Origin of the sequence: Leifsonia stereocauli, assembly GCF_038432415.1 — a bacterium.
In the GTDB taxonomy this organism is placed as follows: domain Bacteria; phylum Actinomycetota; class Actinomycetes; order Actinomycetales; family Microbacteriaceae; genus Orlajensenia; species Orlajensenia stereocauli.
Genome location: NZ_JBCAUN010000001.1, coordinates 409,009 through 424,170, shown reverse-complemented (window position 1 = coordinate 424,170; position 15,162 = coordinate 409,009). Strand labels below are relative to the sequence as shown.

Here is a 15,162-nt window from a genome sequence, read left to right as displayed (position 1 = left end):
TCATGCACGTCCTGGTGATCGGCAGCGGCCTCGCCGGGCTGTTCGCGGCTGTTCGCGCCACGGATGCGGGCCACAGCGTCACGCTCGTGACGAAGGGCGCCCTCGCCGAGAGCAACACCGCCTACGCCCAGGGTGGCATCGCGGCCGCGCTGTTCCCCGACGACTCGGCCGACGCCCACCTCCTCGACACCCTGAGCGCCGGCGACGGTCTCTGCGACATCGATGCCGCCCGCGTGCTCGTCGACGAGGGGCCGGCTCGGGTGCGAGACCTCATCCGCTTCGGCGTCGCCTTCGACGGCGATGAGTCCGGCTCCGGCCTGGCTCGCGGCCTCGAGGCGGCCCACAGGCGGGCCAGGGTGCTGCACGCGGGCGGCGACGCCACGGGCTTCGCGATCGAGCACGCGCTGATCGCGACGGTGCGCCACCGAGCGGCCGTCGTGCACGAGCACACCATGCTCGTGGACCTGCTGACGGATGCCGACGGCGTCGTGGGCGCCCTGGTGCAGGGTTCCGCCGGGCCAACTGCATCGGCACCACCCGCAGCAGCTGCGGTCTCCCGGTGGGAGATCCGGGCGGATGCGGTCATCCTCGCGACCGGCGGAGCCGGCCAGCTCTTCAGGCACACCACGAACCCTGCCGTCGCGACCGGCGACGGAGCAGCGGCCGCCTGGCGAGCCGGTGCGCGCATGGCCGACCTCGAATTCCTGCAGTTCCATCCGACGGCGCTGGCCGTGCCGGGCACGCCCCTCGTCTCGGAGGCCGTGCGCGGCGAGGGCGCCGTGCTGCTCGACGCCCACGGCGAGCGCTTCATGCTCGACGCGCATCCGCTCGCCGAACTCGCTCCCCGCGACGTCGTCGCCCGGGCCATCGCCGTCGAGATGGCCGCCCAGGGAGGTGAGCCCGTCCTGCTCGACGCCACGGCGCTCGGACGAGATGTGCTCGAGACGAGGTTCCCGACCATCACCGCCGCCTGCCGGGCCGCCGGCTACGACTGGGCCGTTCAACCCGTTCCCGTCTCCCCTGCTGCGCACTACTGGATGGGCGGCGTCGCGACGGACACCTGGGGACGCACGTCGCTCGCCGGCCTCTACGCGATCGGCGAGGTGGCCTGCACGGGTGTCCACGGGGCCAACAGGTTGGCGTCGAACTCGCTGCTCGAGGCCGCGGTCTTCGCCGATCGGGCGGTGCGCGATCTGGCGGCGGCGGCGGTCGTCGCCGGCGACGGTGCCGGAAGGCGAGGAACTTCTGAGTCCGACGCCTCCCTGCCCACCGACCTCGTCGGCGCGTCGGACAGAGACTCATCGCTTTCCAGCACGGACAGCGGACTCCGCCTCTCGATCCAGGCCGTCCTGTGGGAGCACGCCGGCGTGCTGCGCTCCGGCGACGGCCTGCGGCACGCCCGTGCGGCCCTCGCCGCGCTGCCCAGGCCCGACACCGAGGCCGTGTGTGATGCCTCGGTTCTCGAGGACGCCAACCTGCTCGACCTCGCCCGCCTCATCGTCGCCGCAGCGCTCGCCCGCGAGGAATCGCGCGGCGCCCACTTCCGCTCCGACTACCCCGTCGCGAACCCGCACCTCGCCGTTCGCACTCCCCTCCGAGAGGAATCCCTCGCATGCTGACCCCCGCCGCCATCGACCGCATCGTGGCCGCAGCGCTCGAGGAGGACGCCCCCTGGGGCGACGTCACCTCGGCGACGCTCATCCCCGAGACCGCAACCGCCACTGCCCAGCTCGTGGCGCGCGAGCCCGGCGTCTTCAGCGGAGCCCGCGTCTTCGAGGCTGCGTTCCGCCTCACCGATCCGCACGTCGTCGTGACGCCGAAGGCGTCCGACGGCGACGTGTTCGAGACCGGCACAGTGCTGGCAGAGGTGACCGGGCCCGCCCGCGGCATCCTGCAGGCGGAGCGCATCGGTCTCAACTTCGTGCAGCGCATGGCCGGCATCGCCACCCTCACGGCCCGGTACGTCGCCGCGACGACGGGCACCGGCGCGCGCATCGTCGACACCCGCAAGACCACTCCTGGACTGCGCGTGCTCGAGCGCCAGGCCGTGCGCGACGGCGGCGGGCACAACCACCGGCACTCGCTCTCCGACGCCGTCATGGCCAAGGACAACCATCTCGCCGTTCTCACCGCCGGTGGCCTGTCGGTGACGGATGCGCTGCTCGCGGTTCGCGCCCGGCTGTCGCACACGACGCACCTCGAGGTGGAGGTCGATCGCATCGACCAGATCGAGCCCGTGCTCGCAGCCGGAATCGACACGATCATGCTCGACAACTTCAGCCCCGACCAGCTGCGCGAGGGTGTCGCACTCGTGGCCGGTCGCGCCATCGTCGAGGCCAGCGGAGGCGTGAACCTCGACACCGTCGCCGCCATCGCCGCCACCGGCGTCGACGTCATCTCGGTCGGTGCGCTGACGCACTCCGTGCGCTCGCTCGACCTGGGGCTCGACGTCGTCATCGAGGCATCCGGCGCGGAATCGGCCCCGGTCACGACCCCGGCCACACGGTGATCTACCTCGACAACGCCGCGACGACTCCCGTGCGCCGGGAGGCGATCGAGGCCATGTGGCCGTACCTCACCGGGAGCTTCGGCAACCCGTCGAGTGTGCACGGCGTTGGCGAGATCGCCGCACGCGGGCTGCGCGAGGCCCGCGCCGAGGTGGCCCGCATCGTCGGCGCGCGTGCTGGTGACGTCGTCTTCACCTCGGGCGGCACCGAGGCGGACAACCTGGCGATCAAGGGCATCGCGCTGGCCACGCCCCGCGGTCGACACATCATCACCACGCCGATCGAACACGAGGCCGTGCTCGAGTCCGCGGCGTTCCTCGAGCGCGTGCACGGCTTCGAGGTGACCCTGCTGCCCGTCGACTCTGCCGGCATCGTCTCGGTCGACGACCTCGCCGGGGCCATCCGCGACGACACGACGCTGATCAGCATCCAGTATGCGAACAACGAGATCGGCACCGTGCAGCCTCTTCCCGAGCTGGCCGCCATCGCGGCTGCCCGCGGAGTCCCATTCCACACCGACGCCGTTCAAGCCGCCGGATGGCTCCCCCTGGGCATCGACGACCTCGGCGTCGACGCTCTCACCCTGGCTGGCCACAAGGTCGGCGCCCCCAAGGGCATCGGGGCTCTCGTGGTGCGCGGGCGCATCCCGCTCGAGCCCGTGCTGCACGGCGGCGGGCAGGAGCGCGAGCGCCGCAGCGGCACCGAGAACGTCGCTGGAGCCGTCGCCTTCGCGACGGCCCTGCGTCTCGCGGAATCCGAGCGAGCGGATGCCGCGGCCAGGGTGAGCGCGCACCGAGACGACTTCATCGCGGCCGTGCTCGCATCGGTCCCCTCGGCTCGACTGACCGGCGACGCGACGCACCGCCTCCCGGGCACGGCGTCATTCGTGTTCCCGGGCACGAGCGGTGAGGCCGTCCTCCTGGAACTCGAGCAGCGCGATGTCGTGTGCTCGAGCGGATCGGCGTGCGCCGCCGGCAGCGACGATGCCTCGCACGTGCTGCTTGCGCTCGGACTCGATGCCGGGGTCGCCCAGACCGCCGTGCGCTTCACGCTGGCGAGCACGACGACGCCCGACGACCTCGCGACGGCGGCCACCGCGGCAGCACAGGCTGTCGACGCCGTCAGCGGCATCCGGAACTGAGCGCTAGAGCCAACCGCGCTTCTTGAACACCTTGTAGAGGCCGAACCCCATCGCCACCATGAGCGCCAGAGCGAACGGGTAGCCCCACCGCCAGTGCAGTTCGGGCATGTAGTCGAAGTTCATGCCGTACACGGTTCCGACCAGGGTCGGGGCGAACAGGATCGCCGCCCAGCTCGAGATCTTCTTGACCTCCTCGCTCTGCGCGATATTGGTCTCAGAGAGGTTGCGCATCTCGTCGTTCTGGCGCTGTCCCACGAGGGTCAACTGCACGGTGAGGGCGCTCTGCAGCAGCTGCCGGTAGCTGTCGCCCCGGTCGATGATGCGCAGCACGTGGTCGTTGACGTCGCGCAGGTGGCGCTGCAGCTCCAGATCGACACCGTACTTCTCCGACCCTGCCTGCAGGCCGGCGAGCATGCCGACGAGGGGCTGCGTCGCACGCTGGAACTTGATGACCTCGCCCGAGAGGTCGTAGATGCGGCGTGACACGGCGGAGTCGCCGTCGAAGATCTGGTCCTCGATCTCGTCGATGTCGTTCTCGAGCCCGGCCATGACCGGCGTGTACTCGTCGACCACCTCGTCGAGGATGGCGTACAGCACTGCCTCCGGGCCCTGTGCCAGCAGCTCGGGCGCGGCCTCGAGGCGGTGGCGGACGGCGGCCAGGTTCGGGGCTTCGGCGTGCCGGATGCTGACCACGAAGTCCGGCCCGATGAAGATGTGCACCTCGCCGAACTCCACCTCCTCCACATCGTCGAGGTAGCGAGCTGGCCTCAGCACCACGAACAGAGTGTCGCCGTAGCGCTCGAGCTTCGCCCGCTGATGGCCGTTCCTGGCGTCCTCGACGGCCAGGTGGTGCAGCCCGAACTCGGCTGCCACGGCGTTCAGCTCGATCTCGCTCGGTCGGTACAGCCCGATCCAGGCGAACCCGCCGAGCTCGGCCTTCGCCTCCAGTGTGAGGTCGAGGGTCTCGGGCGTCGCCACCCGCTTCCCGTCGACGTAGACGGCGTTGTCGATGACGGCCATGGATTCCTTCGGTGCAGCGGACGGACGGCCTCAGAGTACGCCGCAGTGTCGGCGGCTCGCGGTACCCTCGCGGTACCCTCGCGGAACACTCACGGTCGACGTCCGGAATTCTTCGCCGATTCCGGGAATGTCGTCGGCGTCGCTCCGGTTCGCACTCAGTACACGCGACAGCTCTTCGGAGGCAACGCCGCCCTCGCTCGCCCAGCCACCCTCCCACCCTTAAGGGGATCCCAGTGACCGACAAGACCACCTCCGACGCCTTGGCGCCGAGTGATCTGGCCTCCGGCCGCACCGACCAGACGCCGTCGGATCAGACTCAGACGGATGCCGCCCGCGCGGAACGCGCCGGCCGTGAGCGCAGCGTGCTCTGGGTACTGCTCGTCGCCACCTTCGTCGTCATCCTGAACGAGACGATCATGAGCGTCGCGATCAAGACGCTGCAGGTCGACCTCGGCATCGACGCCCGTGCGGCCCAGTGGCTGTCGACGTCGTTCATGCTGACGATGGCGATCATCATCCCCGTCACGGGTTTCCTGCTGCAGCGCTTCACGACGCGCTCCATGTTCATCACAGCGATGACGCTGTTCTCGCTCGGCACGCTCCTCGCCGCCCTCGCACCGGGGTTCGAGGTGCTGCTCGCAGCCCGCATCATCCAGGCCTCGGGAACCGCCATCATGATGCCGCTGCTGATGACGACGATCATGACCGTCGTGCCCACCGCGGAACGCGGGAAGACCATGGGCAACGTCTCCATCGTCATCTCGGTGGCTCCGGCAATCGGCCCGATCATCTCGGGCGTCGTGCTCTCCCTGCTGAGCTGGCGCTGGATGTTCTGGATCGTGCTGCCCATCGCGCTCGCGATGCTGGTGCTCGGCTACCGTCGCCTGCAGAACGTCGGCGAGACGCGCAAGGCGCCCATCGACTCCCTCTCCGTCGTCCTCTCGGCATTCGGCTTCGGAGGCCTCGTCTACGGGCTGAGCCGCATCGGCGAGACGCCGGCCGCAGGTGAGGACGCCGCCATGGCCGCGATGCCCATGTGGATCTCGCTCGGTGTCGGAGCCGTCTCGCTGGCCGCCTTCATCATCCGCCAACTGCTTCTGCAGCGACGCGACCGCGCCCTGCTCGACCTGCGCGTGTTCCGCTCATCGACCTTCACCTTCTCGGTGATCATGATGGCGGTCAGCATGATGGCGCTGTTCGGCACCATCATCGTGCTGCCCATCTACATGCAGCAGGTCCTGGGCCTTCCCACCTGGCAGATCGGCCTCATCCTGCTGCCGGGCGGTCTCGTCATGGGCCTGCTCGCGCCGCTCGTCGGGCGCCTCTACGACAGGGTCGGCCCGCGCGTACTCCTCGTTCCCGGAGCCATAGTCGTGAGCGGAGTGCTCTGGACCCTCACGACCGTCTCCGAGGACACCTCGCCGCTCTTCATCCTCGCCGCGCACGTCACTCTGAGCGTCGGGCTCGCCTTCCTGTTCACCCCGCTGTTCACCGCCGGCCTCGGTTCGGTGCAGCCGCACCTGTACTCGCACGGCAGTGCTGTGATCGGCACTGTGCAGCAGGTCGCCGGCGCCACGGGAACAGCCCTGTTCATCACCCTGATGGCCACACAGACGGCAGCGCTCACGGCGGCAGGCGATGCGCCGAACACTGCAGCGGCCGGCGGAGTGCAGGCGGCGTTCCTGGCCGGAGCGATCATCTCGATGCTCGGCATCGTGGCGGCGCTCTTCATCCGCAAGCCCGTCGATGCCCCAGAGGGCGTCATCGCCCACTGACCGCACTCGTCGAGCGGGACCGCCCGGCACACGCTGATCGCCGCTGATGTCTGGCTAGGCTCAGGACATGAGCGACAACACAGCTGCAGACCGCGAGGAACTCGACCGCGAAGAGGACGAGGTCTCCCCCGAGCCCGAGATCCTCAAGGAATGGCTGCCGGACGCGGAGCCGTCCGAGGGCCCGGCGCCGGCTCCCTGAGCACCCGCTCGGCGAAGGCATCCACCAGCGCGCGTCCGTCGGGCCAGGCACCGAGCCCGCTGTCGGTGTTGATGTGCCCGAGCGCGCCCGCGACGACGAGCTTGGCGTTCCAGCGCGTTGCCAGCTCCACTGAGGCATCCGCAGAGCAGTAGGGGTCGTCGCTGCTCGCGATCAGCAGCAGGGGAACGGATGCGGCCCGTCTGGCGATGCCGATGAAGCTGGGGCAGCGCTCCGGGAACACATCGATCGCCTCATCGGGCGGCGCGATCAGCACGGCTCCGGCGACCCCGGTGGCACGCCCTCTGCCGAGCAACTCCACCGCGGCGATGCAGCCGAGGCTGTGGGCGACGATGAGCACCTCGCCCGCGCCGGACTCACTCGCTCGGTCGACGGCCTGCTCGAGGGCGGCGATCCAGTCCTCGATCTCGGGATGCGTCCAGGACGATGGCGCAATACTCCGGATGCCGGGGTCGTCGTTTCCCCAGAGGGTCTGCCAATGCTGCGCGCCCGACCCGTCGATCCCCGGGACCATCACGATGCTCATGGCCATCCACTCTGCCAGCGCCGGCGCGGTGAGGCCGCTGGACGACCGTCATCCTTCGTCGAGATGCCGCCACGATCTCGTGGCGGCATCTCGACCTCAGGCCATGCGGTCCATCAGGACCAGTGGATCTCCTCGGGAGAGTCGGGGATGTGCACGAGGGGGCGGCGCGATGTGACGACAGGAGCGCCCCACCCGTCATAGTCGCCGGAGTGGGCGTCGACGACCGCGGTGACCGCGCGCACGAAATACCGCGCGCTCTCCTCGTCGACCGCGTCGAGACGCACGGCGCACATCACGTGCGAAATGTTCGTCGACATCGTCGAGCAGCGGAACGAGAGCCGCTCCAGCTCGGCGACAGCGGCTCGGGCGTCGGCATCCGTCGGGAAAGAGGCGAAATGTTCGACCTCGCGAAGCCGGGACAGGTCGTCGCCGAGTATCCGGCGATTGTCGATCTGCGTGCGATCGACTGCGAACTGAGAGGCGAGACGTCGGGTGTACTCGTCGGTCATTCGTTGATCCCTTCTGTGACCATTTATGGTCACAGTACCGACTCCCCCGTTCGGGGCGCATCCCCTCTCAACAGCTCCCAGCGCACTCCGAGGAATCTCCCTGATCCGCAGGGAGAAACTTTCACCTCGGAAATGATGGCGTCAGCAGTCGGGGCGGCAGGACCGCTGCGACAGCGCGTCGACCAGCACGTCGCCCAGATCCTCGGGCTTCGCGGCCGAGTAGGCGGCCCCACCGGTGACCTTCGCGATCCTGGCCATGGCATCGAGGTCGGTGTCGGGGCCGAAGCCGATCATGATCACGGGGACGGGCCTGTCGGGATCGGCCTGCTTCTCCAGCTCCGCGAGCAGGTCGTCGAGGGAGATGCCGTTCTCGTCCTCGTTCTTGCCGTCGGTGATCACCAGCAGGGAGTTCACCTTGGAGGCGTCGTAGCCGTCGCGCACGTTCTTCACGCCGGCGAGCGTGGTGTCGTACAGGCCGGTCGCACCTCCCAGGCGGTCGGGCAGGGAGGAGACGATGCCGGCGATCAGCTGGCTGTGTGCGGCGTCCCCGAGCGGGGCGATGGGGGCGAGATCCTCCCAGTCCTTCTCGCCGTCGCGCTGGGTCGAGAACACCCAGACGCCGAGCTCCACCTCGCCCGAGAACTTCTGCAGTGCCCCTGATGCCGCCTGCTGGAAGATGTCGATGCGGCGGAGCCCGCTCTCGGACGGCTCTTCCATCGAGCCCGAGACATCGATCGCCGCGAGCATCCGCGACCGCAGGTTGAGCACACCCCAGGTGCGCAGGACGCTGAGCTGCGATGCGCCGTCGGCTCCGGCCATCAGCACGACGGGCTGCGCGACGACGCCCGGCGCATCGACGATCCCGGTACCGTCGCCCTCCCGGAATCCGCCATCCGCGATCGCTTCGGCCGAGGCATGGACCGCATCCTCGAAACCCGCGATGAGGGCATCGAGCTTCTCGTCGCCTGTGGACGCGCCACCGACGCGCACGAAGGGGAAGTCGACCCCGACCGTGCCGTCGGCCGGATAGAGGGCGAGGAACTGGTCGCTGTCGGGTGCGGAGTTCGTCGACGCCACGGCCTGTTCGGTGGTCACGACGACAGTCGGGACAGCCGCAGACTCCGCCGAGACGAGCGCGGCGTCGAGCGAGCGCGGGATCGTCTTGCCGAGGGCGATCATCGCGCCGGCGAACGGGCGGGCGTCGTCCCCAGGCGCGTGGGCACCCAGGGCTCCGAGTGCGGCGAGGCTCGCCCCGCTGCCCTCCGGGTCTGGCAGTAACGCCGACAGTGAGCCGTCGAGGATCGACGCCCATCCCACGGGGTTCTCGGCGAACGCCGCCGACTGCGCCGCGGGTGCGGCGAAGACGACGGGCGTGGTCGCGACGGCGTCACCGAAATCGGCCGTGGGTGCTGGCCGGCCCAAGGAGGCGGCCGTCGCGTCCGTGCGCGTTCGCCAGGCGGCGGAATCCGGAACCCAGACGTCGGCGTGCACGTCGTTTCCCGCGGCGAGGACCGATGCCGTGTCGGCGGAGTCCTGGGCCTTCACCGTGGTCTGAGTGCAGGGATGGTCCGCGTCGAAGTCAGCCGCGATGCTCGCCATGACCGGGGCGATGGCCGGATCGGCGACGACGGCCAGCGGGCTGACGGAGTCGCAGGATGCAGTCGGGGTCCCTGTGGGCAGCATGCCGTCGAGGGAGCCGCTCGCCCACGCGATGCCGCCACCGGCGACGACGCAGATGGCCACGATTGCGGCGACGGAGCCCCAGATCAGGCCTGGACGGCGTCGCTTGACTGTGTGACGTCCCACGATGACTCCATTGTCGATACGAGGCCGTCAGCAGCCAGGATTCGTCTAGTTGTGGTGTGACCCCCGTGAGGGGGCCGACGTCAGTGTATCCGACGGGAGCCGGAGCGCAAGAGGTAGTTCAGTCGAGCTTGGGAGCCCGTTCACGCAGACCCACGATGAGGGTCGCCACGAGCTCCCGGATGCCGACACGCAGGTCGATGCGCATGGCTGCGAGTGCCGGATCGCCTGCGTATGCCTCCGCCATCGCCGGGGAGGGCTGCGAGGCCGCCCAGAGGCCGCCGATGACGATGATCGTGCCGCCCGAGAATGCCAGGGCGGCCGCATCGCCGTTCTCCCCCAGCGCTGGCCGCGCGAACCCCGCCAGCTCGTGCGCTGTCTCGAGCGACGAGCGCTTGTAGGCGGCTGCCGCCACGACCGAGACGTTCCGTTCGAGTACGACGGCGGCACTGGCGCACAGGTCGCAGAAGACGGGTCGGTCGACGGCCGCAGCGGCGATCATGGCGGCGAGGCCGTCGACGGTTGCGGCCGCCCGAGGGTCGGCATCCGTCAGCGCGCGGAGATCGGTCAGCCAGCCGCGGAACTCGCGGTCGTAGAGCTCGAGAAGCACGGCCTCGCGCGAGTCGAAGTAGCGCAGCACATTCGATTTCGCGAGTCCCACTCGGTGGGCGAGAGCGGTGAGGCTCAGCTCGGAGACGCGCGTTTCGGAGAGGATATCGGCGGCTGCATCGAGGATGGCCTGGCGGCGCTCGGCGCGCTGCCCGTCGTTGCGGGCCCGATGGAACGGTGCTGCGGACGTCATCCTGAGTCTTTCCTTCACAACAGAAATAACAGAACTGCGGTCTGTTATCGTGGATCTCGTAAGAGACCATCGGTCTATTATCTCTCGAAGGAGTCCCCATGTACACCGTGCCCGACCAGTCCGGACGCCTCGTCGTCGTCACCGGCGCGAACAGCGGAACCGGCAAGGAGGCCGCGATGCGCCTCGCCGCGGCCGGAGCCCACGTCGTCATGGCCGTTCGCACCATCGAGAAGGGCGAGGCGGCCCGTGCGGACATCCTCGACCGGTTCCCGGCGTCAAGTCTCGAGGTCCGGCACATCGACCTGTCCGAGCTGGCGACGGTGCACGCCTTCGCCGATTCGCTCATTGTCGACGGCCGCCCCGTCGACACCCTCGTCAACAATGCCGGCGTGATGGCTCCGCCGAAGCGCATGGAGACGCGCGACGGCTTCGAGCTGCAGTTCGGATCGAACTTCCTCGGCCCGTTCGCCCTGACGAACCTGCTGCTGCCGCTCGTGCTCGAGTCGGAGCAACCGCGGGTGACCACGATGACCAGTGGCGTGGCCAACGCCGGGAGGATCCACTTCGACGACCTGCAGTACGTCGAGCGCCGCTACGTGCCGATGCTCGCCTACGCGCAGTCGAAGCTGGCGAACATGCTCGCCGCCCAGCACCTCGCGCGCGTCTCGGACGAGCGCGGATGGAAGCTGCTGAGCACCTTCGCGCACCCGGGCTTCACGCGCACCAACCTGCAGAGCGCCGGCGCCAATCTCGGGCGCGAGACGCCGCACCGTTCGCCACTCTCCGGTGACCGCACCATCGTGCCGTCACAGGACGTCGAGCAGGGCACCGAGCCGCTGCTGTTCGCTGCGACCTATCCCTACGCACCGCAGGGCAGCTACTACGGCCCCAACCGTCTCGGCCTCGTCGGCCCGACCAAGCGCGTCGACCCGCCGCGCTCGGCCAGGGGTGTGGACCTGGCGGCCTCGCTCTGGACCGTCGCCGAGTCGCTCACGGGCACGCGGTTGCCGGATGCCGCCTCCTTGGCGGCCTGACACCGGGTGCTAGAGCACGGCATCGATCCCGTCGGCCTCCAGGTACGCGGTGCCGTACAGATCGCAGCCGATGATCGCGAGGCCGCGGATGAGCTCTGCGTCGAAGACGAACGGTGCCTGCGTGCTCGATGAAATCGCCGACCACCAGAGTCGCAGCTCGTAGTCGGCACGCAGCTTCTCCAGCTGCTCCTGCTTCTCGCGGAAGACGTCGACGAGCAGGCGAATGCTGGTGGAGCCGGCGGCATCCGCCACTCCGGCGTGGGCCGGATCACCCCGCACGGTGTGTTCCCAGAGCGAGTGGGTGTACTGCGTCGGCGAGTGACTGCCCGCCCGGCGCGAGCGGGAGCGTCGGCGCGCATCGCCGATCTCGTGGATCGACGTGGGCTCGACCCCGAGCGCCGCGGTCACCGCCGCCGCGCTCAGATGGTCGGAGTAGATCGCGAGCGTCGCGATGTCGTCTGTCGGCATGTCATCCCCCCAGTCCGTAGCGGCCCTCGCCACCCCGGTCGTCGTCATCATCGTCGTCATCATCGGGCTCGCCGAGCGGGTCGTCGTCTCCGTCGTCGATGTCGCCGGCGGCTCCGGCATCCGTCACCGGATCGAGCCAGGCCGGTGCGACGATCTCCCCGGCCGCCGCAGTGAGCTCGGCGACGGACGCCAACAGGGAGCCGAAGCTCGTCGATCGCAGCAGGGCGACCTGGTCGAGTTCGCCGAGCGGGGCTATGCCCGCGAGCTGCCACGATGCCTCGGCCGGATCTTCGGAGAGGGTCACATCGGCGGACCACGACCCCTCGACGAACTCGCTCGCCCGAGCGAGGGATCGGCGCACCACCCGTTCGGCATTCTCGAGCGCTCCGCGATCGTCCTCCGACCAGACCAGCTCCGGCAGCACTCGCACCTCGGCCACGGGGTGCGGATCCTCCGGCAGCCAGTCGACCACCTCGATGCGGCGTCCGCCCTGCGCGACCAGCGCGAGGGTGCCGTCGGCCGTTCCCATCTCGGTGACCGTCGCGACGGTGCCGACCGAGAACCTGTGCTCTCCGCCGCCGACCTCCTGGCCGCGTTCGATGAGCACGACCCCGAACTCGGCCGGGATCTCCTCCAGCAGTCTCGAGAGCATCACGAGGTAGCGCGGCTCGAAGACGCGCAGGAGCAACGGCATGTGCGGGAAGAGCACGGAACCCAGGGGGAACATCGCCAGCTCGGCCATGATGCCAGCGAACCACGTCGCGGCACCGAAGGCCATGGATCACCGGCAGGTACACAGGATCGGGTCGGGCTGCGGATGCCGCAGCGACGGTGCTGCCCGACGCCGGCACTTCCCGACCACGCTCGACCCGAGTATGGTCTGGGGCGACGCCGACGCCCATCCCGACCGGAGGTACCCGTGAAGCTCCGATTCCTGCACGCACCCGTTACCGACCTCGCCGCGGCGGACGCCTTCTATCGCGACGTCCTCGGTTGGGAGGAGGCCTGGCGCGAGGGCGACGACACCGTCGCCTTCCAGATCCCCGACAGTGACATCCAGGTCATGCTCTCGGTCGACCCCGACCCGGCAGGCCCGATGTACGAGGTCGACGACCTCGACGAGTACCTCGCCGAGACGCCGGGGCTGACGGTGACCGCGCCCCCGCGGCCGATCCCCGACGGCGCGGTCGCGGGCCTCGTCGATCCGGCCGGGAATGCATGGTTCGTGTTCGACCAGCACCCGGAGGGGTAGGGCTGCGGCCGCGACTGCTGGCGGCTCGCTAGCGTTGACTCATGACGATCGACGAGTGGGAACAGCGGGTCGCGGAGTTCTGGGAGGCGTTCGACGCAGCCCCTCCCGAGAGCGACGTGCAGGCGCATCCGTTCGTCGCACGCCTCGACGCCCTCGCTGCCGACTGCCCGGCCGATGACGGTCGCTCTGAATTCGAGCGCGGCTGCATCCGTGATTCGACAGGACGCACCGGCGAGGCCGTCGGTCACTACGCGGCCGGGCTGGCCGCCGGACTCGATGACGTCCGACGGGCCCGAACCCTGGTCCAGATGGCGAGTTCCCGACGGGTCCTCGGTGAACCAGATGCAGCACTCGCGATCATCGCGAAGGCCGACCCGCATGCCCTCGGTGGTGCGCCCAGCGCCGTGCGAGCGCTGATCCTGCACGACCTAGGCTCACCCGATGAGGCGCTGCGCGTCGCGATCGAGGCGCTCGTGCCGCACCTTCCCCGCTACAGGCGCTCGATGGCGAACTACGCGCGGCTGCTCACCGAACCTGAGTAGGTCTGGCGATCCCTTCCGCCGAGGGACGCTCGGTGCCACGATGGACGGCATCCGTTCGAGGAGGCATGAGCATGTCGATCATCCGCACAGTTCCCGATGACGAGGCCACGGGGCGCCTAGCCGAGCTCTACGCCGACGACATCGCCGACCAGGGCTTCGTCGCCGCCCACACGCGGGTGATGGGGCTGCACCCGGAGGCCTACGACGCGTGGGAGGCGCTGATCACCGCCATCGGCCGGCCGATGGGCAAGCGCCGGTACGAACTGGTGACGCTCGCGGCGGCGCGCGGGTCGCACTCCCGGCACTGCCGGCTGGCCCACGGGCGCCGCACATTCACCCTCGCGCTGTTCGACGAGGACCAGCTGGTCCGGCTCGCGCGCGATTACACCGACGCCGACCTCACCGAGGCCGAGGTGGCCATGATGGCATTCGCCGAGCAGGTGAGCATCGACGCCTCGGTGATGACGGATGCCGACAGCCAGCGCCTGCGCGAAGTCGGGTTCAGCGACCGCGAGATCCTCGACATCACCCTGGCGGCCGCGGCGCGCAATTACTACAGCCGCGCTGTGCAGGCTCTCGCGGTCGACGTGGACGAGACGCCGGGGATCAGCGAGGAGCTGAAGGAGGCCCTGGTCGCCGGCATCTGACCAGGCGCTGTCCGCCCGCTCCCTTGCGCACCTATTTGAGCAACCGCGACAGGATGCGGTCTGCGAGCACCTTGCCGCCGGTCTGGCAGGTCGGGCAGTACTGCAGGCTCGAGTCGTGGAAGTTGACGTCGCGCACGGTGTCGCCGCACACCGGGCACGGCAGGCCCGAGCGCGCGTGCACCCGCATGTTGGCCCGCTTGGCGTCTTTGAGCTCGGCGGGCGGCTTGCCGGAGGCTGTGGCCGCGGCATCCGTCAGCGTCGTGCGCATAGCGTCGTAGAGGTGCTCGACGGTCTCGGGCGACATCGTCGCCGCGATGGCGAACGGTGAGAGCTTCGCGACGTGCAGGATCTCGTCTGAGTAGGCGTTCCCGATGCCGGCGATGATCGACTGGTCGCGCAGCAGCCCCTTGATCTGGGTGCGTCGCCCTCGGAGCACCTCGGCGAACTCGGCCTCCGTGAAGTCGTCGGCGAGGGCGTCGGGGCCGAGTCGGGCGATGCCCGGTACGTCGTGCGGGTCGCGAACCACATAGACGGCGAGAGACTTCTTGCTGCCGGCCTCGGTGAGGTCGAAGCCGGAGCCGTCGTCGAGTCGCACTCGCAGGGCTATGGGCGAGCGCCCGGGCTTGATCGCGGTCGCGGGCACCGCGTCGAACCAGCGCAGCCAGCCGGCTCGGGCCAGGTGGAAGACGAGATGGGCGGCATCGGTGCCAATGTCGATGAACTTGCCGTGGCGCGTGACACTGGCGATCGTCGCCCCGTCGAGAGCGTCGATGGGCGGGTCGAAGGTCTTCAGCGCCGAGAACGAGGTGATGGTCGCGAGGCTGATGGCGTGGCCGACGGTGCGCTCCGCCAGGAAGGCGACGAGCGCGTGGACCTCGGGCATCTCGGGCACGCGTCCAGTCTGGCCCGACGGTGCGAC

17 protein-coding genes are annotated in these 15,162 nt (G+C 69.6%); 9 read left to right on the top strand and 8 right to left on the bottom strand.

All coding sequences use genetic code 11. From position 1 onward, the window contains the following. Window positions 1-2: 2 nt before the first annotated feature. From nadB to AADV74_RS02180, 3 genes are read left to right on the top strand one after another with little or no spacing between them, the layout of a single operon-like run. The gene (gene nadB / locus AADV74_RS02190) at window positions 3-1,619 is read left to right on the top strand and encodes an L-aspartate oxidase (protein WP_342111381.1); all 1,617 of its coding nucleotides are present in this window, start codon (window positions 3-5) and stop codon (window positions 1,617-1,619) included. After that, window positions 1,613-2,509, top strand: coding sequence for a carboxylating nicotinate-nucleotide diphosphorylase (nadC, locus tag AADV74_RS02185; protein ID WP_342111379.1), 897 nt, complete (start codon window positions 1,613-1,615; stop codon window positions 2,507-2,509). The genes nadB and nadC overlap by 7 nt, the downstream gene beginning before the upstream one ends. Beyond that, window positions 2,506-3,648, top strand: a complete 1,143-nt coding sequence (locus AADV74_RS02180) for a cysteine desulfurase family protein (protein WP_342111377.1) — start codon at window positions 2,506-2,508, stop codon at window positions 3,646-3,648. Before nadC ends, AADV74_RS02180 begins: the two co-directional genes overlap by 4 nt. A gap of 3 nt (window positions 3,649-3,651) precedes the next feature. Here the strand turns inward: AADV74_RS02180 and corA are convergent, their stop codons facing one another. Continuing rightward, on the bottom strand, window positions 3,652-4,668 hold the full coding sequence (gene corA / locus AADV74_RS02175) for a magnesium/cobalt transporter CorA (RefSeq protein WP_342111375.1): 1,017 nt from the start codon (window positions 4,666-4,668) through the stop codon (window positions 3,652-3,654). 233 nt (window positions 4,669-4,901) lie between these two features. On the opposite strand from corA, the gene AADV74_RS02170 reads away from it, so the two are divergent. Both AADV74_RS02170 and AADV74_RS02165 read left to right on the top strand, forming a co-directional pair. Continuing rightward, a complete protein-coding gene (locus AADV74_RS02170; protein ID WP_342111374.1) occupies window positions 4,902-6,443 on the top strand; it encodes a DHA2 family efflux MFS transporter permease subunit in 1,542 nt (513 codons plus the stop codon). A 67-nt stretch (window positions 6,444-6,510) separates the two neighbouring features. After that, entirely contained in the window at window positions 6,511-6,642 is a 132-nt protein-coding gene (locus tag AADV74_RS02165) for a hypothetical protein (RefSeq protein ID WP_342111372.1), read from the top strand. On the opposite strand, the gene AADV74_RS02160 is transcribed toward AADV74_RS02165, so the two are convergent. The 4 genes from AADV74_RS02160 to AADV74_RS02145 form a co-directional block, all read right to left on the bottom strand. Next, entirely contained in the window at window positions 6,587-7,186 is a 600-nt protein-coding gene (locus tag AADV74_RS02160) for an RBBP9/YdeN family alpha/beta hydrolase (protein WP_342111370.1), read from the bottom strand. The two genes, AADV74_RS02165 and AADV74_RS02160, sit on opposite strands and share 56 nt — an antisense overlap. 113 nt (window positions 7,187-7,299) lie before the next feature. After that, window positions 7,300-7,695 carry a ribonuclease E inhibitor RraB gene (locus AADV74_RS02155; RefSeq protein WP_342111368.1) on the bottom strand — a complete coding sequence of 132 codons (396 nt, stop codon included), beginning with the start codon at window positions 7,693-7,695 and terminating at the stop codon, window positions 7,300-7,302. Between the two features lie 141 nt (window positions 7,696-7,836). Next, complete coding sequence (locus AADV74_RS02150; RefSeq protein ID WP_342111366.1) at window positions 7,837-9,501, bottom strand: VWA domain-containing protein; 1,665 nt, start codon at window positions 9,499-9,501, stop codon at window positions 7,837-7,839. Window positions 9,502-9,619: 118 nt separating this feature from the next. Beyond that, complete coding sequence (locus AADV74_RS02145) at window positions 9,620-10,300, bottom strand: TetR/AcrR family transcriptional regulator (RefSeq protein ID WP_342111364.1); 681 nt, start codon at window positions 10,298-10,300, stop codon at window positions 9,620-9,622. Window positions 10,301-10,398: 98 nt separating this feature from the next. Between AADV74_RS02145 and AADV74_RS02140 the strand changes: the two genes are divergently transcribed. Next, complete coding sequence (locus tag AADV74_RS02140) at window positions 10,399-11,334, top strand: SDR family oxidoreductase (RefSeq protein WP_342111362.1); 936 nt, start codon at window positions 10,399-10,401, stop codon at window positions 11,332-11,334. A 9-nt stretch (window positions 11,335-11,343) separates the two neighbouring features. Here AADV74_RS02140 and AADV74_RS02135 read toward each other — a convergent pair whose 3' ends face one another. Together AADV74_RS02135 and AADV74_RS02130 are read right to left on the bottom strand one after the other, a co-directional pair. After that, window positions 11,344-11,802, bottom strand: a complete 459-nt coding sequence (locus tag AADV74_RS02135) for a DUF4279 domain-containing protein (RefSeq protein WP_342111360.1) — start codon at window positions 11,800-11,802, stop codon at window positions 11,344-11,346. 1 nt (window position 11,803) lies between these two features. Next, the gene (locus AADV74_RS02130) at window positions 11,804-12,544 is read right to left on the bottom strand and encodes an LON peptidase substrate-binding domain-containing protein (RefSeq protein ID WP_342111359.1); all 741 of its coding nucleotides are present in this window, start codon (window positions 12,542-12,544) and stop codon (window positions 11,804-11,806) included. Between the two features lie 177 nt (window positions 12,545-12,721). On the opposite strand from AADV74_RS02130, the gene AADV74_RS02125 reads away from it, so the two are divergent. From AADV74_RS02125 to AADV74_RS02115, 3 genes are all read left to right on the top strand, one after another. Further along, on the top strand, window positions 12,722-13,054 hold the full coding sequence (locus tag AADV74_RS02125) for a VOC family protein (RefSeq protein ID WP_342111357.1): 333 nt from the start codon (window positions 12,722-12,724) through the stop codon (window positions 13,052-13,054). A gap of 41 nt (window positions 13,055-13,095) precedes the next feature. After that, complete coding sequence (locus AADV74_RS02120; protein WP_342111354.1) at window positions 13,096-13,596, top strand: tetratricopeptide repeat protein; 501 nt, start codon at window positions 13,096-13,098, stop codon at window positions 13,594-13,596. 71 nt (window positions 13,597-13,667) lie between these two features. Continuing rightward, on the top strand, window positions 13,668-14,243 hold the full coding sequence (locus tag AADV74_RS02115; protein ID WP_342111353.1) for a carboxymuconolactone decarboxylase family protein: 576 nt from the start codon (window positions 13,668-13,670) through the stop codon (window positions 14,241-14,243). A 31-nt stretch (window positions 14,244-14,274) separates the two neighbouring features. Here the strand turns inward: AADV74_RS02115 and AADV74_RS02110 are convergent, their stop codons facing one another. After that, entirely contained in the window at window positions 14,275-15,135 is an 861-nt protein-coding gene (locus tag AADV74_RS02110) for an Fpg/Nei family DNA glycosylase (RefSeq protein WP_342111351.1), read from the bottom strand. Window positions 15,136-15,162: the final 27 nt, after the last annotated feature.

Bases quoted from the DNA above. Each gene is read 5' to 3' on its own strand.
- nadB (WP_342111381.1), top strand. From the start codon at position 3: ATGCACGTCCTGGTGATCGGCAGCGGCCTCGCCGGGCTGTTCGCGGCT.
- nadC (WP_342111379.1), top strand. From the start codon at position 1,613: ATGCTGACCCCCGCCGCCATCGACCGCATCGTGGCCGCAGCGCTCGAG.
- corA (WP_342111375.1), bottom strand. From the start codon at position 4,668: ATGGCCGTCATCGACAACGCCGTCTACGTCGACGGGAAGCGGGTGGCG.
- AADV74_RS02165 (WP_342111372.1), top strand. From the start codon at position 6,511: ATGAGCGACAACACAGCTGCAGACCGCGAGGAACTCGACCGCGAAGAG.
- AADV74_RS02160 (WP_342111370.1), bottom strand. From the start codon at position 7,186: ATGAGCATCGTGATGGTCCCGGGGATCGACGGGTCGGGCGCGCAGCAT.
- AADV74_RS02155 (WP_342111368.1), bottom strand. From the start codon at position 7,695: ATGACCGACGAGTACACCCGACGTCTCGCCTCTCAGTTCGCAGTCGAT.
- AADV74_RS02145 (WP_342111364.1), bottom strand. From the start codon at position 10,300: ATGACGTCCGCAGCACCGTTCCATCGGGCCCGCAACGACGGGCAGCGC.
- AADV74_RS02140 (WP_342111362.1), top strand. From the start codon at position 10,399: ATGTACACCGTGCCCGACCAGTCCGGACGCCTCGTCGTCGTCACCGGC.
- AADV74_RS02135 (WP_342111360.1), bottom strand. From the start codon at position 11,802: ATGCCGACAGACGACATCGCGACGCTCGCGATCTACTCCGACCATCTG.
- AADV74_RS02130 (WP_342111359.1), bottom strand. From the start codon at position 12,544: ATGGCCGAGCTGGCGATGTTCCCCCTGGGTTCCGTGCTCTTCCCGCAC.
- AADV74_RS02120 (WP_342111354.1), top strand. From the start codon at position 13,096: ATGACGATCGACGAGTGGGAACAGCGGGTCGCGGAGTTCTGGGAGGCG.
- AADV74_RS02115 (WP_342111353.1), top strand. From the start codon at position 13,668: ATGTCGATCATCCGCACAGTTCCCGATGACGAGGCCACGGGGCGCCTA.